The 21,099-nt window shown below is 56.1% G+C and carries 18 protein-coding genes and 1 tRNA gene; 9 read left to right on the top strand and 10 right to left on the bottom strand.

What is annotated here, in order from left to right; translation table 11 throughout:
• Positions 1 to 9 precede the first annotated feature (9 nt).
• The 4 genes from C7476_RS12910 to C7476_RS12925 are packed head-to-tail and all read right to left on the bottom strand — an operon-like array spanning position 10 to position 5,358.
• The gene (locus tag C7476_RS12910) at positions 10 to 1,560 is read right to left on the bottom strand and encodes an adenylate/guanylate cyclase domain-containing protein (protein ID WP_114430323.1); all 1,551 of its coding nucleotides are present in this window, start codon (positions 1,558 to 1,560) and stop codon (positions 10 to 12) included.
• A gap of 6 nt (positions 1,561 to 1,566) precedes the next feature.
• On the bottom strand, positions 1,567 to 1,932 hold the full coding sequence (locus C7476_RS12915; protein WP_114430460.1) for a response regulator: 366 nt from the start codon (positions 1,930 to 1,932) through the stop codon (positions 1,567 to 1,569).
• 13 nt (positions 1,933 to 1,945) lie between these two features.
• A complete protein-coding gene (locus tag C7476_RS12920) occupies positions 1,946 to 4,660 on the bottom strand; it encodes a response regulator (protein WP_114430324.1) in 2,715 nt (904 codons plus the stop codon).
• Positions 4,657 to 5,358: a Tll0287-like domain-containing protein gene (locus tag C7476_RS12925; protein WP_245426308.1), complete on the bottom strand. Its 702-nt coding sequence runs from the start codon at positions 5,356 to 5,358 to the stop codon at positions 4,657 to 4,659. The genes C7476_RS12920 and C7476_RS12925 overlap by 4 nt, the downstream gene beginning before the upstream one ends.
• A gap of 348 nt (positions 5,359 to 5,706) precedes the next feature.
• Between C7476_RS12925 and C7476_RS12930 the strand changes: the two genes are divergently transcribed.
• The 3 genes from C7476_RS12930 (at position 5,707) to C7476_RS12940 (ending at position 9,552) form a co-directional block, all read left to right on the top strand.
• Positions 5,707 to 7,305, top strand: a complete 1,599-nt coding sequence (locus tag C7476_RS12930; protein WP_114430326.1) for an FAD-dependent oxidoreductase — start codon at positions 5,707 to 5,709, stop codon at positions 7,303 to 7,305.
• A gap of 487 nt (positions 7,306 to 7,792) precedes the next feature.
• Positions 7,793 to 8,101 (top strand): DNA cytosine methyltransferase, encoded by a 309-nt coding sequence (locus tag C7476_RS28670; protein ID WP_245426310.1) that lies wholly within the window; start codon positions 7,793 to 7,795, stop codon positions 8,099 to 8,101.
• Between the two features lie 239 nt (positions 8,102 to 8,340).
• On the top strand, positions 8,341 to 9,552 hold the full coding sequence (locus C7476_RS12940) for a calcium-binding protein (protein ID WP_114430327.1): 1,212 nt from the start codon (positions 8,341 to 8,343) through the stop codon (positions 9,550 to 9,552).
• Positions 9,553 to 9,939: 387 nt separating this feature from the next.
• Here the strand turns inward: C7476_RS12940 and C7476_RS12945 are convergent.
• Positions 9,940 to 10,016, bottom strand: a tRNA-Met gene (locus tag C7476_RS12945).
• Positions 10,017 to 10,458: 442 nt separating this feature from the next.
• Between C7476_RS12945 and C7476_RS12950 the strand changes: the two genes are divergently transcribed.
• Together C7476_RS12950 and C7476_RS12955 are read left to right on the top strand one after the other, a co-directional pair.
• Positions 10,459 to 11,421 (top strand): Gfo/Idh/MocA family protein, encoded by a 963-nt coding sequence (locus C7476_RS12950; RefSeq protein ID WP_114430461.1) that lies wholly within the window; start codon positions 10,459 to 10,461, stop codon positions 11,419 to 11,421.
• 143 nt (positions 11,422 to 11,564) lie between these two features.
• The gene (locus C7476_RS12955; protein ID WP_114430462.1) at positions 11,565 to 12,689 is read left to right on the top strand and encodes a DegT/DnrJ/EryC1/StrS family aminotransferase; all 1,125 of its coding nucleotides are present in this window, start codon (positions 11,565 to 11,567) and stop codon (positions 12,687 to 12,689) included.
• Positions 12,690 to 12,720: 31 nt separating this feature from the next.
• On the opposite strand, the gene mnmA is transcribed toward C7476_RS12955, so the two are convergent.
• Positions 12,721 to 13,908, bottom strand: a complete 1,188-nt coding sequence (gene mnmA / locus C7476_RS12960; protein ID WP_181872427.1) for a tRNA 2-thiouridine(34) synthase MnmA — start codon at positions 13,906 to 13,908, stop codon at positions 12,721 to 12,723.
• Between the two features lie 441 nt (positions 13,909 to 14,349).
• Between mnmA and sciP the strand changes: the two genes are divergently transcribed.
• Positions 14,350 to 14,625, top strand: a complete 276-nt coding sequence (sciP, locus tag C7476_RS12965; RefSeq protein WP_091878079.1) for a CtrA inhibitor SciP — start codon at positions 14,350 to 14,352, stop codon at positions 14,623 to 14,625.
• Positions 14,626 to 14,830: 205 nt separating this feature from the next.
• Here the strand turns inward: sciP and C7476_RS12970 are convergent, their stop codons facing one another.
• Entirely contained in the window at positions 14,831 to 15,289 is a 459-nt protein-coding gene (locus C7476_RS12970) for a paraquat-inducible protein A (RefSeq protein WP_114430328.1), read from the bottom strand.
• A gap of 231 nt (positions 15,290 to 15,520) precedes the next feature.
• Between C7476_RS12970 and C7476_RS12975 the strand changes: the two genes are divergently transcribed.
• Positions 15,521 to 17,629: a carboxy terminal-processing peptidase gene (locus C7476_RS12975; protein WP_114430464.1), complete on the top strand. Its 2,109-nt coding sequence runs from the start codon at positions 15,521 to 15,523 to the stop codon at positions 17,627 to 17,629.
• Between the two features lie 55 nt (positions 17,630 to 17,684).
• Positions 17,685 to 17,981, top strand: a complete 297-nt coding sequence (locus C7476_RS12980; protein WP_114430465.1) for a GNAT family N-acetyltransferase — start codon at positions 17,685 to 17,687, stop codon at positions 17,979 to 17,981.
• 54 nt (positions 17,982 to 18,035) lie between these two features.
• Here the strand turns inward: C7476_RS12980 and C7476_RS12985 are convergent, their stop codons facing one another.
• Positions 18,036 to 18,422, bottom strand: a complete 387-nt coding sequence (locus tag C7476_RS12985; RefSeq protein WP_114430329.1) for a flagellar export protein FliJ — start codon at positions 18,420 to 18,422, stop codon at positions 18,036 to 18,038.
• 493 nt (positions 18,423 to 18,915) lie between these two features.
• On the opposite strand from C7476_RS12985, the gene ctrA reads away from it, so the two are divergent.
• The gene (ctrA, locus tag C7476_RS12990) at positions 18,916 to 19,617 is read left to right on the top strand and encodes a response regulator transcription factor CtrA (protein ID WP_114430330.1); all 702 of its coding nucleotides are present in this window, start codon (positions 18,916 to 18,918) and stop codon (positions 19,615 to 19,617) included.
• 103 nt (positions 19,618 to 19,720) lie between these two features.
• Here ctrA and C7476_RS12995 read toward each other — a convergent pair whose 3' ends face one another.
• On the bottom strand, positions 19,721 to 20,077 hold the full coding sequence (locus C7476_RS12995) for a response regulator (RefSeq protein ID WP_342633339.1): 357 nt from the start codon (positions 20,075 to 20,077) through the stop codon (positions 19,721 to 19,723).
• Between the two features lie 129 nt (positions 20,078 to 20,206).
• Positions 20,207 to 20,836 (bottom strand): histidine phosphotransferase ChpT, encoded by a 630-nt coding sequence (gene chpT / locus C7476_RS13000; protein WP_112530603.1) that lies wholly within the window; start codon positions 20,834 to 20,836, stop codon positions 20,207 to 20,209.
• Between the last annotated feature and the right edge of the window lie 263 nt (positions 20,837 to 21,099).

Genomic DNA, 21,099 nt, shown 5'->3' on the forward strand with positions numbered 1-21,099 from the left:
GCAATTTTGTCATAAAAGAAGGTATGTGGGGTACTTGCCAATCCCATGAATATCCCGGATTTGCCTGTGGCACTCTACGACGTCCGGGCCAAGCGCGTCGAACGTGCTTTGGGAGATCTGGATACGTCCGGGCGTCCCGCAGGATTCCATGCGGCTGGCAACGTTCACCGTGTGCCCCCAGACATCGTAGACAAAGCGTTTTCGACCAATCAGACCGGCGATGACAGGGCCGGAGTTTATTCCAATTCGCAGCTCTAGCGGACGCTCACCTGTCATCTGGCACGTTTCGGCCAGCATGGCCTTTGCAAACGCCACGGCCGCCTGGGCATGGTCCGGACGCGGGTCGGGCAACCCGGCCGCAGCCATATAGGCGTCACCGATGGTCTTGATCTTCTCGATACCGTGCTGATCCGCCAATTCGTCGAAACGCGAAAACAGCTCTCCAAGTCTTTGCACCAGTGTAATAGGCGGGGTGCGTGCCGCGAATTCCGTGAAATTGACGATATCCGCGAAGACGATCGTCGCCATATCGATGCGGTCCGCGATCACTTTTTCACCATCGGCGAGCCGCTTCACCACCTGTCTCGGCAAGATGGCATCAAGCAGCGTATCGGCGCGCTCCTTCTCGAATTCGATCTGCGCCAGATAGCGTCTTTCGCGTTCGCGCCAGCGGCTGCGTTCAAGACAGGCAGTTATGCGCGCGCGCAAAAGCACCGGATCGATTGGCTTGTGCAGATAATCCTCGGCTCCTGCCTCGATGCAACGGATAATGGCGTCATCGTCTTTCAGGCCCGAAATCATGATGACGGGAATCTCGCGCAGGCGTTCGTGCGATTTGAGCCGGCTGAGGAGTTCAATGCCGTTCATGTCGGGCATCAGGATATCGGCGAGGGCCAAATCGAAACCCTGCGTCTCCAGGATGCGCAGCGCTTCTTCGCCGGAACCGGCGACAGTAACGAGGTGGCCGTCACGCGTGAGGCGCCGGTTCAGAAGATCGCGGTTAGAGGCGGTGTCATCGACAACGAGGATGCGGCCGGTTTCATCGGACGAAGGCGCCACGCGAGCGGCAATGGACCGCGCGAGATCGGCGGCTATAGTGACGTCAATATGGTCCGTCGGCTTTTCGTCGGGATCATCGGAGAAAACATCGAGCCTTCCATCGATCTGCTCCAGCAAGAACTGGCTTTCCTCTATGATCTTCGCAATGTCGTCCGCGACACCTGCGGCGAGAACGTCTGAGAAATCCTCCATGACCATTTCCGAATAGCCGAGAATGGCGTTCATCGGTGTTCGCAAATCGTGCCGCAGTTCACTATCGACGGTGAATATTCCGGCGGTTTGCGACGCTTCCATCTCCAAAAGCCGCTTGATAAGCAAGTTCAGGTCGCGAGCAGCGCCGAGCACCTTTTCGAGGTCGGGCAATGCTTCGGCGGGCCCATTTTCAACCACCGCTTCGATCACCAGTTCCTGATAACCAAGGATCGCCTGTGCGGGATCGGCGATCTTCTGCACAAGGCGGGCAATATAGGCACGGCGGCCGATGTCATTGGCGACGGACACCGGCGCTCAACCTCCGGTCAGACGGGCGATCTTGTCGAGGAGCGCCGGCAGTTCAATTGGTTTGGTATCGTAGTCATCGCAGCCGGCTTCCATCGCTTTTTCCCGGTCCCCGGCCATGGCGTGGGCGGTGAGCGCGATAACCGGAATGGCGGCGGTGGCTGGATTTCCCTTGATCCGCCGTGTAGCTTCCCAGCCGTCGATGACCGGCAGGCTCATGTCCATCAAAACAAGGTCAGGTTTGTTGCTCACTGCCGCTTCAACCCCAGCGAGGCCATCGGTTGCGATAATCACCTCATATCCCCGCCGCTCCAACCGGCGGGAAAGCATGTCGCGGTTCATCTCATTGTCTTCGACGAGAAGAATCTTGACCATATTCTTCAGCTCCTCAAGCATCTTCGCTGAGCGGCACATGCCGCTTCAAGGCTGCGATCAGGTCGGCGCGGCCTTTGGTTCCCTTTCTGACAACTTCACTCGCACGCGTATTGAGCCAATTCAGTTCATCGCGAGTAAGGTCCTTGGACGTGACTACAACGACGGGAATGTCGACGAGGTCGGACCGATCCTGAATAGCCCGAAGCAGCGCGAAACCGTCCATGTTGGGCATCATCAAATCGAGCACCATGACCGTGGGGCGTCCTGCCTCCAGCTCCGCAAGGCCGCGCTGGCCGTCAATGGCCTCGCGCACTCGCCAGCCTTCGCGAACGAGCACCCGCCGGAAAAGTTCCCGCGTTGCCGGGTCATCGTCTACAATGAGCACGTCGTGCTGCCCGGCACCGGCGACAGCGTTCAACATGTCAACGAGCTGACGCGGGTCGATAGGCTTGACCAGATGGCCCGCTGCACCGAAGGCCAACCCCATCTCGCGGTCCGCGACGACGGTTGCAAGGATCACAGGGATGTCGCGCAGCGCCTTGTCTGACTTGATCTCGCGCAGCACCGACCAGCCGTCCTGACCGGGCATGATAACATCCAGAATGATCGCATCCGGGCGCGATTTGCGCATCTTTGCCATGCCCTCTTCGCCGCCGGCAGCTTCGACGACGCTGAAGCCTGCGCTGCGGACAGTGTCAGAAATGAATTTGCGGGCACGGGCTTCATCGTCGATGACGAGAACGGTTCCGCGCCGCGAGTTATCAGGCAGCTCCGCCTGCGGAGCGGGTTCCTCGGCGAGGGGTATGGTGCCCTTTGCCGGTATCGTGAACCGGAAGGTCGAGCCCTCGCCGAACTTGCTTTCCACCTCGATCGCACCGCCCATCATCTTGATGAAGTGCTGGGTGATGGCGAGGCCAAGGCCGGTTCCGCCATAGTTGCGTGTGGTGGATGCGTCGACTTGTACGAACGCCTGGAAGAGCTTTGCCTGCTGCTCCTTTGTCATGCCGATACCGTTGTCGCTGACCGCGAATTCCACCAGATCGCCGCGCTCGTCGTCCCGATAGCGCCGCACCAACAGCCGGATCTCATCGTTCTCGGTAAACTTGGCGGCATTCGAGAGCAGATTGAAAAGGTTTTGCCGCAGCTTGGTTTTGTCTGTTTCGATTTCGTCCGGCTCGACCGATACGGTTACCGTCAGGCGATTGCCTTTTTTGGCGATTAGCGGAGCAACGGTGCTTTCGACATCGACCAGCAGCTGTTTCAGACTGACAGGCTCGATGTAGAGCTCCATCTTACCCGCCTCGATTTTCGAAAGATCGAGCACATCATTGATCAGTGCAAGAAGGTGACGGCCCGATCCCATGATCTTGCCAAGGTCGGCGACAAAACCTGGCTGGCCCCAATCGCTCGCATCCTCCATCAGCATTTCGCTGTAGCCAATGATTGCATTGAGCGGCGTGCGCAATTCGTGGCTCATCGAGGCGAGGAAACGGCTCTTTTCCTGGCTGGCGACTTCCGCGCCGCGCTTTGCTTCCTCAAGTTCCGTCTGACGGTGCTTCAGATCAGTGATGTCCGTATAGACTGCGACCGTACCGCCTTCCGGCGTCTTGCGCTTGGCAACCCGTATCCAGGTGCCGTTGGCAAACTGCCGTTCCATTGTACCTTGCGGGTCCCGCTGGCGGCGCATTGCCTCCTTGAGCCAGGCCTCCCGCTCGGCACGATCTATTTCGGTCCGGCCACGCTCCGCTTGCGCGCGCATGATTTCTTCGAAGCTGGTTCCGGGTGTCATAAGGTCCGCTGTCTCGGGGAAAATCTCCAGATAGCGCTGGTTCACGAGGACAAGCTTGTCGTCGGCGTCGAATAAGGCAAAGCCATCGGGAATGGTTTCGATCGCAGTCCGGACAGTGTTGCGCTGGTGTTCTGCAGCGGCTTCGAGCACGCGCCGTTCTGCCTGCCCATCGCGCAACAGACGCAATGTCGTCGCGAGCCGGCCGAATTCGTCGCGACCCTCGGGAGGCAGTTCGACATCCTCGCGTCCCTCGGTGAGTTGAGCCATCGCCCTGTCGACACGTCCCAGCGGCACAAGGATGGACCGAAGCACCAGCCATGTCATGATCGCGCCAACGATCGTAATGGCGCTGACGGAAAGTATGGCGCGCTGGAACGTGTTCTGCATGGTTCTGATCGCCATGTCGCGCGCAGTATCGGCTTCCGTTTCGAGACGCGTTCCAAGCGCCGTCAGCACTCCGTCAATTTCGTCACTATAATTTCTTGCTGCCGCCAGCCGCGTGTTGCCGACAACACGATTGTCGGAGGTGTAGGCGTCAACCGCCTCCATGGCCTGGTCGTAATAGGATTTTGCCCCCTTCTCGATCATATCGGCGGCGTCGGGGGCAAACTCCCTGATGCGTGCCAGATCCTGCTCGAGGGCGGTTCTTGCGGTTTCGGCACGGCGCTCCGACAATGTCAGGAGGCTCACCGACAAATCTGTCAGCCAATAGCGCATTTCGCCAAAGTGCCGGTGCGCCTTGGCAGCCTCGCTGAACATATGAAAGCGCGCATTGGCCGCCGCGACACGCCGTTGATTGTCGAGAAGATCGTGGGCCATGAAGGCGACACTGAGAAGAAGCGCTCCCAACAGGGCCGCCGAAAGGCAGGCGAGGCGCAGTGGTATCTTCCGTTCCAGGAGCCGGCCGATACGGGACCGAATGGCATTGAAAGCGCTCATTTGAACAGCGTGATGCTCATTGCACCGCCCAGGTCGCCTTCGGCGCCGCCTTCTTTCGGATAACCGGAGATGTCCATCTCCCCCTTGGGTGTTCCGTGGCAGCTGAGGCACGAAGCAGAATAATATTCGGGAATGAGCATGCGAAACGCAGGACGTCCATTCATGGACACCTCTTCCACGAAAGGCTTGCCTTTTGGCCAGTCGGCGGACTTGAATTTCTGTTCGATGACCTGCTGCTCCCACTGGTCAGGCAGGGCCTTGCGATTTCGCACCAGTTCCTTCGGAGCCGTCACCTTCATCTTTGCCTGATCGCCGACTTTTTCCCCGAACCGTTCGTTGACGAGACGGGCAAACGTGGCGGGAATGAAGCCCTTGAAACCCACGCCCTCTACATCGATCATCTTTTGATGCTCATCGACGACTTCGCGCAAGGCAGCGACCTGGGCATCAAAAAGCTTTTTGTCGTCCGCATCGAAACTGTCTTCTGGCGCAGGTTTTCCCTTGTCGAAGATTTCAAGCGTCTCGTCAGCAACACGTTGCCCCGTCAGATGCTTGTCGCCTATCGATGCGTCGTTGATCAGTTTTTGGTGGCCGGAAATCACAGTGCGTCCAGCACGCAGGAACGCCGCGAGCCTCTCTCCCGTCGCGATGTCATTGCTGTCGTCTGCGGCGACCGCACCTGCAAAAGCGCAAACCACAACCCCTGCTAGAAAAACTCCGCACCTCAGACCGCGATGCATGGTGGTTCCCCGTATTTTATTGATTATGGGAAGAGTGTAACAGACGCTTGAAAGATTCAAAAGCGCCCCATTGGGGTGTCCCTTGTAGCACTATTCGAACCGGCAGAAGGTTCTCGATTCCATGACGCGGCGCAGACGTGGCTGTGGGCGGTTGCGCCACCTTTGGAGCATTGAAAAGCAATCAAAGGACGGGGGTATCCACCAAAGAGACTACGCCTTTCACCCGCCGTGGCGCATTTTTCTCCGGCTAATTCTAACGGTATAATTACAGGAGTACTCCAAGGGGAACGGGGGCCTTGTAAGCGTATGTTTATCGATGCGAGAGAACTTCCAAGCGGATCTGTACTTGACACGGAAATCTGCATTATAGGCGGCGGAGTGGCAGGTATTACGCTTGCTCTGGAATTTGCGCGGCGCGGCATAGAAACATGCGTCCTTGAAGGCGGTGGCCTCAAGTTCAATGCTCGATCGCAAGCCCTCTATCGCAGCGAAAATGTTGGTCTTGATTATGATCTCCACGCCACAAGAACGCGGCAACTGGGCGGCAGCTCCAATTGCTGGGGCGGGTGGATACGGCCTTTCATAGACATCGATTTCGAACGACGGGATTGGGTGCCAAACAGCGGCTGGCCAATCGATCTATCCGAAGTGGAACGCTACTACCACCGTGCAAACGATCTCGTCAAAGTCAACGATCACAGCTTCGAACCGCAGTTCTGGCGCGAGCACCTTTCTCCTAAACAGGTTCAGTTGCTGGAGTTGAACGATGGATCGCTCGAGACGATCGTCAGCAAGTTCAGCCCTCCGACGCGGTTTGGACGCGACTACCACGCTTCATTAGCCGCGGCCCGGACGACGAAGGTTCTGCTCAACGCCAATGTAACCGAGATCGCCACCAATGATGACGCTGCCATTGTGACCGGTGTCCACGTTGTGTCGTCAGCGCAGAAGCCTTTTTTCGTCCGGGCAAAGCGGACGATCCTGGCTGCGGGCGGTATCGAGAACGCCCGGCTTATGCTTCTTTCGAACAAGGTGGCGCCGGCTGGGCTTGGCAACGAGCACGATGTGGTGGGCCGTTATTTCATGGAACATCCGCGTATCCGCCAAGGGCAGGTGGTGCCGTCGAGCACCGCGGCGGCGTTCCGTTTTTACGATGCGCGCCATACCTATCACAATCCGGAGCTGGCAGTGGATGGCACCAGCGCCAGCGCGCATTTCGGCCTTGCCGAACACGTGCAGCGGGAGGAAAAACTGGTCCAGTGCCGGACTTATTTCCGCGCGTGCCGGGCAGGCGAAAACAGCGACGTGACCGAACGCTTCCATGAACTCTACAGCGCAATTCAACGCAGAAATTACCGGGACATCAAGCTGCGAACCTTTGCCACCGTAGCGCGCGGCAGTCCCAACCTGATGGCGTCCTTGATTTATCGCAGGCTGAAGCTTGCTGCGAAATCGGATCATTTTCAGATCGAGAGCGTTGTCGAGCCGGTTCCGGATCGCGAGAGCCGTGTCACACTGTCCCGGCAACGTGACACTCTCGGCCTGAACCGGGCGGAACTGAACTGGCGGGTGGGCGATCTCGAGAAGCGCACCCACCGGCGGATGCTGGGATTGATGAAACAGCAGCTTGAAGGTTCAGGCATGGCGCGTGTCGATATGGAGCAGGAGGACGCCGGCCAGCAGCCTTCCATCATCGGGTGCAATCACCACATGGGAACGACACGCATGCACGTGGACCCGCGCCTTGGCGTGGTGGATCAGAATTGTAAAGTCCACGGCATGCATAATTTGCACATCGCCGGCAGTTCGGTCTTCCCGACATGCGGCAATGACATGCCGACGCTGACGATTGTTGCGCTGACCTTGCGCCTTGCCGATCACATCACGATGATGCTTGGAGTTTGAGCGTAACGTCGACTCTGGCTGCTAGCTGTTTCCGGCCCACGACGGCCGGCGTGGTATGCCATCATTGTCCTGCAGAGAGCCATTCGACACACAGCCGCTCACGGCCATTAGTACGAGCATCAAGATTAGTCGCATCTTTGCCTCCAAAAGCGCGGCGCCGCCAACAGACGTATAAAGGGAGGGACCGGGAGCGCTGTTTTGGTTTCCCTGGTGGCGATGCCAAAAGCTGCACGTTGCGGCGCGCACGGTCAATTCACAAAGGCGTTTGAGAAACGGTGCGACAACGTGGGTTGCAACAACTATTTTCCTGAATTCCGCGAAGAGCTGATCTACCCTCTGCGCCTTGGCATGAGCGTATTGCCGAATGGCTCGTTCGATCGAGGAAAGGGGGCGGTCACGTTTGTTCGTGGCAGCGAGGTAGACGTCAATCGCCCGCCCGACCCCATTCTAAATCTAATGGCAGTCGCGCCCGCGGTCCTAGTATCGCATGCCGAGCAAGAGCGCCACACCCAACACCTGTGAACTTCGACGGCTATCCTTGGCGGGCAAGGTTTATATCGTCACTGGCGGCTATCCCTGCCAGCCTTTCTCCTTTGCCGGAAAGCGCCAAGGCGACGCCGACCCGCGCCATCTTTCGCCGCGATCCTCGACAAACGATCTAACCTTCAACCCGAACTTTTCGGATTGGATCATGGGCTGGCCAATCGGATGGACCGATCCGATGCAGCCGGTAACGGGGTGGTCAGCCTGGCTGCAGCTTATGCGTGGCGAACTCTCAAGGCTGCCCACTATCTGAGTTGAGACAATGGGGCAGGCAAGGCTTCAAAACGGTCTCAAACGGCCTTTGAAGGCCATTTTGAGACCGCAGGCAACGGCGAGCACGGTCTGCTGCAAAAAACCAATCCATGCGATTTAAGTATTTTGTAGTATAGTTGATTTGTGTTCTCAATAAAAAGGCGTAGACTTCCTTTGTTGGTTGCGGGGTAACAGGCCCTCGGGGAGGACATCGGCTCGTGCAGCCCGTCAGGGGAGTGCATGATCATGGCTTCTATTTTACCTCAATCCATTTTCGATCTGCTCAAGGTCTGGAACGGCGGATGGTTACCTCCGGTGTCGGGCGACAGCCGGAACAACACGCTTGACGGCACGGATACCATGAACAACCCTGCCAATGACGATCTGCGTGGTCTTGGCGGCAATGACACGCTAAACGGTCTTGCGGGTAATGACCGGCTTGAGGGCGGCGACGGTTCTGATACGCTTAACGGCGGCGCTGGCAGCGACCAGCTCTATGGCGGAACCAATGTTCTCCTTCCGCTCGAAGTCCTCAATGGCGGCGATGGTAACGACTATATCGAAGGTGGTGCCGGCGCCGATACCATAAATGGCGGCAACGGCAATGATACAGCCAGCTACGAAAGTTCACAGCAAGGGGTAACAGTAGCACTTGCGATTGCCGGAGTCGGTGTTGCCCTTGGTGGTGACGCCGCTCTCGATGTGCTCATAGGCATCGAAAATCTCGTCGGTTCCGATCAGGTTGACTCGCTCACCGGCGATGGAGGTAACAACATCCTCATCGGCCTTGACGGTAAAGATACGCTGAATGGTGGTGATGGCAATGACACGCTGATCGGCGGCGCTGGAGCGGATATACTCAATGGTGGGGCTGGCAACGATACGGTCGACTATTCGACATCGGCATCGGTTGATGGCGTCACGGTTGACTTGCTCGATTCCAATTTTATCGGCGGCGATGCACAAGGGGATACGCTCAACAATATTCAAAGCATCACCGGGTCTGATTTTGATGACACTATCCGAGGTGATTCTGGAAACAACGTCCTGCGTGGTGGACTTGGGGCCGACTACATCAGTGCTGAAGGACCGACCATTCTCAATCCCGCCGGAAACGATGTATTGATCGGCGGATGGGGGAGTGACGAACTGTTTTGTCGTGATGGTCCATCTTCTGTGGACAGGATCGTTTACGAGAATTATTTTGATAGTCGGCTAGGTGACTTTGATAGAATTTCCGTCGACGCAGAAGACATCTTAGATCTTCGCTTGATCGATGCTAACGACATCGAGGTCGGCGATCAGGCATTCGTCAAAGTTTCAGTTAGCTCGCCTAACTCACTTCATATTGGCCAGCTTGCGGTGATTCATGGCGATATTTATCTTGAGACTGGCGTGGTTGATATGCGCATTCATCTCGTGGGTGGAGTTGAGCCCCAATTCATATTGTAGTCTTTGTAGGCAGTTACTTAATCTGACCAAGCGCGTTCCTTGTGGTCGATGCAAACACGGCGGAAGGTAAGGCACCTTCTGCCGTGAAGATATGGAATGTCGGTGGCTTGCGGCTGGGTGGTGGTCCCTCCGCAAATGCTCAAAAATCATTGTCTAGTTGCACCGTAGCAGAATTGCGGTGGCCCTAAGAAACCCTGTTGCTCTAAAACCAGCTGACAAAAAATTCAGAAAGTCGCGACAAGCTACATTCAAGGTGAGCGCGGGAGCTACTTCCATCGACTTCTAGCGGCGTATCCCATGCTGGGACTGACGGAGCTTGAATCGAGTATGGTAGGAATGGTATGAGTATCCTGCGTAAGCTATTGATATTACTAGAATTTGAGAAAATGGTAGCGAAGGAGGGATTCGAACCCCCGACACAAGGATTATGATTCCTCTGCTCTAACCTACTGAGCTACTTCGCCCCATATGTCTCGCGACCCATAGATGGTTTGCCTGCAAAAGGAACCGGGAGGCCGCGCTGTCAAATCGACAGGGACGGGGCGGGATATATGGGGGTGGCAACACGCTGTCAAGCAATGTTACGCCGATACCGACGAGAATTCACTCCGACAGGTACCCGTAGCTGAAACTGAAGTTGCGAAAGCGCTGTGCGTGGTTCGACAGGCTCACCATGAGGGAGATCGGTGGGCTGCGAGCCAATCACCAGTCTTGCAGGGCTTGGCTCCTAGCTATCAGCCCACATCCCTCATGGTGAGCTTCTTCATCGTGAGCCTGTCGAACGACGAACCACGCACAGCAGCAATGCAAAGTTGAAAATGCGATTCCCTTGGAAGTACGTCGTCCAGCACTTGTCATAGTTTCGTCGTACGGATATTGGATGCGGACATGAACAAGGCTGAAAAGATGGCTCCACGGATTGCAGTGCTGGGTTGCGGTTACTGGGGGAGCAACCATATCCGTACATTGAAGAGCCTCGGCGCTCTTTATGCCGTCTCCGACCAGAATAGCGATCGTGCTGCCGGCTTTGCCGCCGAGCAGGACGTTTTGCATATAGAGGTCGAGGATCTTTTCACCCATCCGGATGTCGACGCCATCGTCATGGCCCTGCCGCCGCAGTTCCATGCGGAAGCGGCTATTCGCGCGGTCACAAATGGCAAGGATGTGCTGGTCGAAAAGCCGATCGCCTTGACAGTTCCCGATGCGGAAGCTGCGGTGAGGGCCGCGCACGACAATGGCCGCATCTTCATGGTCGGCCACGTTTTGCGGTTTCATCCTGCATTCGAAAAGCTGCTCGATCTTATCAAGGCCGGGGATCTCGGCAAGGTGCGCTATATCCACTCGCATCGGCTTGGTCTCGGGAAGTTCCACACCGAGAACGATGCTCTGTGGGATCTTGCGCCGCATGATCTGTCGATGATCCTGGCGATCACGGAAACCGAGCCGCTGGAGGTGCGCGGCGAGGGTGCTGCCGTGCTGGATCACTTGAGCGATTTCGCTCATCTTCATTTGCGTTTTCCCAACAATGTGCGCGGTCACCTGTTTGCCTCGCGGCTAAACCCCTATCGCGAACGCCGCCTGACCGTGGTCGGTACGAAAGCGATGGCGGTGTTCGACGACATGGAGCAATGGGACAAGAAGCTCGCCGTCTACAAGCATTCGATCTGGCAGGATGACGGCCAGTGGGCCTCGACGACGGAAGAGCCGACATACGTCAAGGTTGCGCAGGGCATGCCGCTGACGCGCGAGTGCCAGAATTTTATCGAGAGCATCCAGACGCGCAAGCAACCGAAAACGGACGGCGAAGAAGCAATCCGCGTCTTGCGGATACTCACGGCCGGTACTGTTGCTCATAACAAGAGTGAGTGAGCATTCAGCCGCATTGCTCTCTTTTGCAACCATTGTTACAAGGCCCCACAAACTTTGAACAGCAAGCTATGGCAGACCTATCGCTGCCTCTTTAGAGACTTGCTTGACCGCGACAGATTCGCGGAAGACAGATTGGAGCAATGATGCAGTTCATCGATCTCGGCGCGCAGCGTGAACGGATTAGCGGCAAACTCGACGCGGCGATCGCCAAGGTCGTGCGCGAAGGCAAATATATCCTGGGGCCGGAAGTTGCCGAGTTTGAAAAACGTCTGGCCGAATATATCGGTGTCGAGCACGTTGTCGCCTGCGCCAATGGCACGGACGCGCTGCTTATTCCGCTGATGGCCAAGGGGATCGGTCCCGGCGATGCTGTGTTCTGTCCAAGTTTCACCTTTGCCGCAACGGCCGAAGTGGTGGCATTGGCCGGCGCAGAACCGGTTTTTGTCGATGTTGACCCCGACACCTACAATATCGATGTGAAGCAGCTCGAAGCCGCTATTGCCGCTGTGCGCGCGGAAGGCAGGCTGAAGCCGAAAGCGATCATTCCTGTCGATCTGTTTGGGCTGGCCGCCGATTATACGTCGCTGTCTGCAGTGGCGGCCCGCGAGAACCTGTTCGTCATCGAGGACGCGGCGCAATCTATCGGCGGTAAGCGCGACAATGCCATGTGTGGCGCCTTCGGCGATGTGGGAGCGACGAGCTTTTACCCTGCCAAGCCGCTCGGCTGCTATGGCGATGGCGGTGCCATGTTCACCAATGATGCGGCGTTCGCTGATTTGCTGCGTTCCGTCCTGTTCCATGGCAAGGGCGAGACGCAGTATGACAATGTGCGTATCGGCCTGAATTCGCGCCTCGATACTATTCAAGCGGCGATCCTCATCGAAAAGCTCGCAATTCTCGAAGACGAGATGGAGGCGCGGCAGGTGATTGCCAGGCGCTATGCCAATGGCCTCAAGGATGTCGTCAAAGTGGCATTGATGCCGGAAGGCTCACGTTCGGCTTGGGCACAATATGCGATCGAGACGGAGAATCGCGATGGATTGAAGGCGCACCTGCAGGCCAATGGAATTCCGTCGGTGATTTATTATGTCAAGCCGCTGCATTTGCAGGAGGCCTATGCTCATTACATGCGAGCGCCGGGCGGTTTGCCGGTTTCTGAAACATTGCCGAAGAACATACTGTGCCTGCCCATGCATCCATATTTGAGCAATGATGACCAGGACCGGATTATCGGCACCATCCGCGGGTTCCATGAAAAAGGGGCCTGACGGCCCCATTTCCTTCATCGAACTGATCTGATCAGGCGTGCTGGCCTTGCTGGGCGAGACGCTTCAGCATGGCTTCGGCCTGCGGGGCGCGTTCCGAACGGCCAATGAAGCCGCCGCCGAAGACGCGGGCGGTGTTGCTGTCGTCTGAATAAAGCACGCAGGCCTGGCCGGGTGCGATACCGCTTTCGCCATCGACCAGCTCGACCCACGTCTCGCCTGCCTGATGATGCAGGACGGCCGGGCGCGGCGGGCGGGTGGAGCGCACCTTGGCGTAAACCTCGACGCCGCCTGCCGGAATGTCTTCCAATGCGTCGTCACCAAGCCAGTTGACGTTGCGCAGGAAAACCTTGCGGGTTTCAAGCGCTTCGCGCGGGCCGACAATGACACGGGCATTGGTCGCATCGAGATGGACGACATAGAGCGGATCGCCGGTGGCGACGCCAATGCCGCGGCGCTGGCCGATCGTGTAATGGACGATGCCTTCATGGCGGCCGAGCACGCGCCCGTCAATGTGGACGATATCGCCCGGATTGGCCGCTTCCGGCTTCAGTTTCGAAATGATGTCCGAGTATTTGCCCTGCGGTACGAAGCAGATGTCCTGGCTATCCTGCTTGTTTGCGACAGTAAGACCAAGCTCCTCGGCGATGGCACGGGTTTCCGGCTTCGTCAGACCACCCAGCGGGAAGCGCAGATAATCGATCTGCTCCTGCGTCGTGGCAAAAAGGAAATAGCTCTGGTCCTTGTCGGTATCGACGGGACGGAACAGGGCACGATGCGCACCATTGGCGTGGCTGCGGATATAGTGACCGGTCGCCAAGGCGTCGGCGCCAAGATCGCGGGCTGTCTGCAGCAGATCCGCGAATTTTACGGTCTGGTTGCAGGAAACGCAGGGGATCGGCGTTTCGCCGCTGACATAGCTCGCGGCAAAGGGATCGATCACGGCTTCGCGAAAGCGGGCTTCGTAGTCGAGCACATAATGCGGAATGCCGAGACGTTCGGAGACGCGGCGCGCATCCTCGATATCCTGACCGGCGCAGCAGGAACCGGCACGATGGGTCGATGCGCCATGGTCATAGAGCTGCAGGGTGACGCCGACGACATCATAGCCCTGGCGTTTGAGGATGCCGGCCACAACAGAAGAATCCACGCCTCCGGACATGGCAACGACGATGCGAGTGTCTTCCGGTTTTCCCGGCAGATCGAGAGAATTCAATGTCATAAACGGATCCGTTTTCGTCGCGGCATATAGGCGCAGCGCTTTGTCGGCTCTATATAGGCCATAGACCCCGTCTTGCCAATAAGCGACCTTTTGGAAACTCTACTGCGGCGGCCATCTAACGCGATTTTCTGCGCTTCCAGTGCTCACGTACTCTCTGTGCGCTCCGCTTGTCGCAAGGGCGACCCGAAAAAACCACACCACGATATGACTTTCCAAACGATCTTTAGGAGTGGGGCGGGAGGAATTTTTCTTGAGACGAGTTTTTTGCGTCACGCTCGCGTCAAAACCCGAAAATTTTGGAAGTTAGACCAAAGTTTAATGAAAATAAGGTCGATCCATTAACCGAAGTTACCAGAGAATGACCGGAGGTTTAGGCAATTATTAAAGCCCTGACTGTAATGTCAGCTGCGATAGGTCTTGAAGTTTAGTGTAGAGAGTACAATGACCGATCTTGTTCGACCGAGAGTAAAATACGTAATCGGCCCGGATGGCAGCCCGCTGACCATCGCCGATCTTCCACCCGCGAACACGCGGCGTTGGGTAATTCGCCGCAAGGCTGAGGTGGTTGCCGCTGTGCGCGGTGGTCTTCTTAGTCTTGAGGAGGCTTGCCATCGCTACACGTTAACGGTGGAAGAGTTCCTGTCCTGGCAGTCCTCGATCTCCGATCATGGGCTGGCTGGTCTCAGAACGACCCGGATACAGCAATATCGTCATTAGATGATGGTGCATGAATAGAAGGGGCTGGCCGCAAGGCCAGCCCCTTCGCTTAGAGCCCGTTTTGAAACTCTACTGCGGCGGTCATCTGGCGCAATTTTCTGCGCTTCCGGTGCGCACGTACGACAATGTACGCTGCGCTCGTCGCAAGGGCGACCCCAAAAACCATGCCATATGCCTCACCGCAGCGACTTTTCAAAACGGGCTCTTATGCAATCTTTTCTTCACGCACGATCAAGTGCGTTGCCAGTGCCGACAGAATTGCCGATGCGGTGAAGAACCAGAGTCCTGGCTGGGCGATCGCTGTGGCAAGCCCGCTTGTCTTTGCGCCGAAAATCACCAGAGCGACGAGCAAGACGTCCAGCATCGACCATTTCGACAGGAAGCCGATCCACCGGTGCAGAACATGGGCGGCAGCGGGTACTCGAGCTGCCGCCAATTGTGCGACGGCGAGCTTTGTGACCGGCAGAATGACCGAAAACAGCCCGACGATAGACGCCAACAACCAGTCGCCGCCCGCCCAGAGCGATCGAATTATGCCGAGGAGCGAAGGGTTCTCGTCAAAGAAGTAAAGCCTGCTGACGTTCATCAACGGCATGGTCATCCCCAATGCCAGCGAAAACGTAGCGATGAAGAGAAAGATGGGAATGAACGATCTTGCCGACATGCTGATCCCGAACCAAGGCTGACCGGGCTACGCATGAAGGAAATACATGGCAACCGTCAAGGGTGGCGACGAGAAGACACATCGGATCACATTCGCTTGACCCGATTGACGCTTCCCATGGCTGGTCTCCATAGTTAGGGTAAACAGGGGCCGGCCAGATGCTGGCGGTAACGGAACGTATTTGAATTCTTGTTGATTTGATCGACACAAAACATTGGATTGATGCACCTTATGCGTACAAAATTCGGATTGTTGTTTGTTTTCCTGGCCTTTGTTTCCTCGGCCCAGGCGCTCGAGGCCGCTGCGCCGGTGCTCGCTCCGGAGGAGGACCAGGCAAAGGCTGCGCATTTGAGTGCGCAGGTGCTGACATATTACCATTACAAGAAGGTGCCGTTGGACGACGCCTTGTCTGAAAAAATAACGACCCGGTATATAGAATTACTCGACCCGGAACGCTTCTTTTTCCTCCAGTCCGATATTGATCAGTTCATGACCAACAAGGACAAAATTGATGATGCAATCTTCAGTGACGATCTGAGCATTCCGTTCGCCATCTTCAATGTGTACGAGCAGCGTTACGTGGAGCGCCTTACATATGCGCGCGAATTGCTCAAACAGGGTTTTGATTTCAGTCAGAACGAAGAGTTCACACTTATCCGCGACAAGGAACCTTGGCCGAAAACAATGGCGGAGAGCCAGGACCTCTGGCGCAAGCGCGTGAAAAACGATTGGCTGCGCCTGAAACTGGCGGGTACGCCTGAGGCGACGATACGCGAAACCCTTGGCAAGCGGTATGGAAACTCTCTGGCCCGTGCCTACAAGTACAAGAGTGACGACGTCTTTCAGACGTTCATGACCGCTTACACGAACTCGATCGAACCCCATACGGACTATCTGGGTGTTGCGGCGGCTTCGGACTTCGACATTTCGATGAAACTCTCTCTCGTTGGCATCGGCGCCGTACTTCAGGAGCGCGACGAATATACGACCATACGCGAGCTCGTACCGGGTGGACCGGCCCAGCTGTCTGGCCAGTTGGCGGTCGGCGACAGAATTGTCGGCGTCGCCCAAGGCAAGGACGGCACTCTGGTGGACGTTGTCGGCACCCGCGTCAACGAAGTCGTGAAGTTGATACGCGGAGAGAAGAATACAATCGTAAGGCTGGACATCTTGCCATCCGATGCGGGACTCGACGGCAAGCATCGCCTTGTCACCCTTGTGCGAGACAACATCAGTCTGGAAAAGCAGGCCGCCAAAAAAAGCGTTCAGATTGTCAAGGATGGCGATATCTCTCGCAAAATCGGCGTGATCTCGTTGCCCACGTTCTATGAAGATTTCGACGCGCGGCGACGCGGCGACAAGGATTACCGGAGCGCAAGCCGCGATGTCGCCAAGCTGCTGGCAGAGCTCGAAAAAGAGAAGGTCGATGGCGTCGTTATCGATCTACGCAACAATGGCGGAGGTTCTTTGCCGCAAGCAATCGAACTGACCGGCTTTTTCGTAGGCAAGGGACCCGTTCTGCAGCAGCGCAACGGCGATGGCGAGGTCAGGGTAAATGGCAACAAGCGCGCAACGGCCCTCTGGACGGGGCCGCTTGCTGTGCTCATCAATCGTGGTTCCGCCTCGGCTTCGGAGATTTTCGCCGCCGCGATACAAGATTATGGCCGCGGCGTCATTATTGGCGAACCGAGTTTCGGCAAGGGCACCGTTCAAACAGTGGTCGATCTGGACGAGGAAGCGCGCAACCCGAAGCCGGAATTCGGCGAACTGAAAATGACTGTCGCACAGTTCTTCCGCATCAATGGCGGCACTACCCAGCTTCGTGGTGTGACGCCGGATATCGTCTTGCCGGGATTCGCGGACGAGGAGAAACTGGGAGAGTCGAGCTATGACAATGCGCTGCCGTGGCTGCAGATCAAACCTGCGAACTACAAGCCCCTTGGCGATATCAAAACGGTTCTCCCGGAGCTGCAGAGCCGGCATGACGCCCGCGCCAAAACGGACAAGGATTTCAAGGATCTCGTTGAAGACGTGAGTGAGCTCGATGATTTGCGGAACAAACGGGTTATCTCACTCAATGAAACCGAACGGCGTGCTGAGAGGGAGCGTCAGATCAATCGCCTGAAGGCGCGCGAGGCAGCAGATGGCAAGGGTTCCGTGTCCCAGGCAGATCTCGTGTTTCAGGAAGACGGACTGCAAGCCAACGAGCGCAGCTTGAGCGCAGACATAGCGAGTGAGAAGGCGCTGAAGGACGCAAAAGACGTTCTTCTGGGTGAGGCGGTACATATTCTCAGCGATGTCGCAGACCTTACCAAAGTCAAATCGGCAAAGAACAATTGATTATTATTAGGGCCAGCGTTGAGTGCTGGCGCTACACATGACGAATGGTGCAGCAATGGCAGATCAAATTAGTATTGATAAACAGGAAACGGGTAGCGGCGGACGCTATGTGGCCGTGGTATCGGGACACGAGGCCGAGATGGCGTTTTCCCGCGCCAGCCCGCATCTGATCATCATCGATCATACGGCGGTGCCGGATGCGTTGCGTGGCCAGGGTGTGGGGCAGGCCTTGGCGTTGCATGCGGTAGAAGATGCGCGGGTGGGTGGATGGAAGATCATTCCGCTTTGCCCATTCATGCGCGCTCAATCGCTGAGGCACGAGGAATGGGCGGATGTCGTTCAGCAGAGATAAGGCCTTTTGGGAACGCTATGCCTACAGGAGCTGATTTCTCAAAAAATCTTCTGACTATCCGATCATCGCCCTCTTGTCAGTGACAGGAACTTCTTCGATATCACGCGGCTTGCCATCACGCTGCTCAAGTGCCTCAGCTTTGGCAAGTTCTGCTTCCGATTCGGTAAGAGCCGCCTCGGCATCGTCCTTCTGGGCCTTCAGGTCGCGAATTGAATCAAACAGATTGTCGCGGCGCTGACGGGCGGCCTTGGCAAACGTCGGATAGGCGAAATGCGTGGTGTCGGTGATGCCGGCCTTTTTTTCCTCGGACAATATCTGCGCGTCCAATTCGGCAGCCATGCGTTCGAACTCGCCCATCATCAAATCAAGCTGGCCGAGTTGACGGCGCTTTTCCTTGACCTGAAAGAGCTTCAGCCGAACCAAACCTTCATGCGACTTCATGCTCACTACCCCCTCAACACCTGCCAAAAGCCGGGACTCTGATCCTGCCAAAACGCTGGCGATCGATCATCCGGCGCCGTTTCACCCCCGAATCACTTCGGGAAAATGAAACAAAAACTTAAAGGTTGCCCTGTCTGGTAACCTTTCCTTTACGTTCAGCATTAATCATACGCCTTAAGACTTAAAGCTCTGTAAATCAGCGCTGCAAGTTTTTAGACGGCGATTTTATCGAGTCGAATGAATCGCTTAAGGCCAGAACCTGATGCTGCGCCTTATGATTTTAGACCGATAAGTTGACCTTATGAATCAATGCGGTGCCAATGATTTTTAATTCAAGAGTCAAAGACACTTGCAAAGCGGAATTAGATTTTGTTAACCATTCGGTGGCAATCTTAACGTTATGGAAACGGCTTGTTTCGCGACCTGATTTCGGGATTGCCCTGATCGAGGTTTCTTGGGCAACCCATTTCAGCGGCGGGAAAAGGGGAATGATATGCGGGTTCTTTTAATCGAAGACGATAGTGCAACGGCCCAGAGCATCGAACTGATGCTCAAGTCGGAAAGCTTCAATGTTTATACGACGGATCTGGGCGAGGAGGGTGTCGATCTCGGCAAGCTCTACGACTACGATATCATTCTTCTCGACCTCAACCTGCCGGACATGTCCGGTTATGAAGTCCTGAGGACCCTGCGTCTGTCGAAGGTGAAAACACCGATCCTGATCCTTTCCGGCATGGCCGGCATCGAGGACAAGGTTCGCGGCCTCGGCTTCGGCGCCGACGACTATATGACCAAGCCCTTCCATAAGGACGAATTGGTTGCCCGTATCCATGCGATCGTGCGCCGTTCCAAGGGTCATGCCCAGTCGGTCATCACCACCGGCGACCTTATCGTCAATCTGGATGCCAAGACGGTGGAAGTCACCGGCCAGCGCGTTCACCTGACGGGCAAGGAATATCAGATGCTGGAGCTGCTTTCGCTCCGCAAGGGTACGACGCTCACCAAGGAGATGTTCCTCAACCACCTTTACGGCGGTATGGACGAACCTGAACTCAAGATCATCGACGTCTTTATTTGCAAGCTACGGAAGAAGCTCGACAATGCTTCGGGCGGCATCAACTATATCGAAACGGTCTGGGGCCGCGGCTATGTGCTGCGCGAGCCTGATGCAACGGAAATGCGCGAAATCGCCTGATCAAGATATTATCGAGAAACAAAAAAGCTCCGTGTGAACGGAGCTTTTTTGTTTGGTGTGACGTTGAAGCTCCGGCTAAGTGCCGTCGCATACACCGTTGCTATCAGCCTTCGACCGGCACCGGCGGCAAGATTTCGGTGATCGAAACACGATTGAACGGTTTCAGCAGATATCCGGCTGCACCAGCACGCTTGGCCCGCATGATCCGGCTCAGGTCAACCTCGGGCAAGCAAAGATAGATCTTGCTGTTCTCACCGCCTGGCAAGGCACGCACCTGACTTATGATCTCCGGCGCTGGCATGTCGGATAGCGCGTCGTCGAGGATGATGATGTCAGGCATTTCAACGCTACAGGCGGCAATCGTCTGATAGCCGGTATCGGCTGTCGTCACGATGGTCGTTTCGTTGGCAATAAGCCTCCGCGCTACCTTCCTGACCACAGGAGATCCATCTACAATCATGCAGCGTAGCAATTGAAAACTCCCCGCAAAAAGCCAAATCGCGTTTGTCCCGTGGCCGACGTTACCAGCCGTTGGGTGAATAAACACCCAAGGTTGATGGTAAATATTTAGGACAACTTGCGCGATCGACTACGCCGCGGTGAAGACAATCTCTTCGGGACTTGCATGGATCGAGATGGTCATGCCGGCTTCCTGGGCCAGAAGGAGTGTATAGTAAGGTTGAACGCCGTGGGCATCGATCGGCTCTTCTGGAACCTTGCCGCTGTGCAGTTCAAGAAATTTCGGCGGGACACGCAGCATTGGCCCACGTGATGTGAGGACAAAACGCGGCTGTGTTTCCGGGGTTTGCAGTGCGACGGACAATGTGCCACCTCGAGGCAGGGCCGCATTGGCGATGAGGACCAGATTGAGCAAGAGCTTAACCTTGTTCTTGGGCAGCAGAACCCGGGTGCCTTCCCAACTCAATTCGGCTTTTTCGCCCTTCATATATTCATTGGCGACATTCTGGGCATCACCTGTATCGATCTGAACTCCAGCCGACCCCGCAGCGCCGAACGCAATACGCGCGAACTGCAGGCGAGCAGATGCGCTGCGCGCGCTGGATTTGATGAGGCTCATCGCGTCTTCATCGGAACCGCCTTCTTCGAGCAATTCCAACCCATTATTGATGGCGCCGACGGGTGAAATGATATCGTGGCAGATGCGGCTGCTCAGGAGCGCTCCGAGGTCCGTTGCCGAGAGAATAACGGGCAATGTCATGGGGAAATCTCCTGAAGATTGGCTGGTGGTTCAGAGGCTGCCGCGAATCAGTAACACGCGAATCACTCCGATTTCTGGCCTATTTGGATACATAGCTCGGTCAAGATCGGCAAGAACGTCTTGGCCGGAGCTTGTAAATGTTGAAATTTCAAGGTTTTTGCCATTCTTTGCAAGTCATTGAAATGCCAAGATCGATTCATAAACTTTTATACAAGGTTTAGCGCCTTAAAATGAATTCGATTTTAAAAGCAGGCGCAAGATCT

This window comes from Phyllobacterium bourgognense, from assembly GCF_003337575.1.
Classification (GTDB): Bacteria; Pseudomonadota; Alphaproteobacteria; order Rhizobiales; family Rhizobiaceae; genus Phyllobacterium; species Phyllobacterium bourgognense.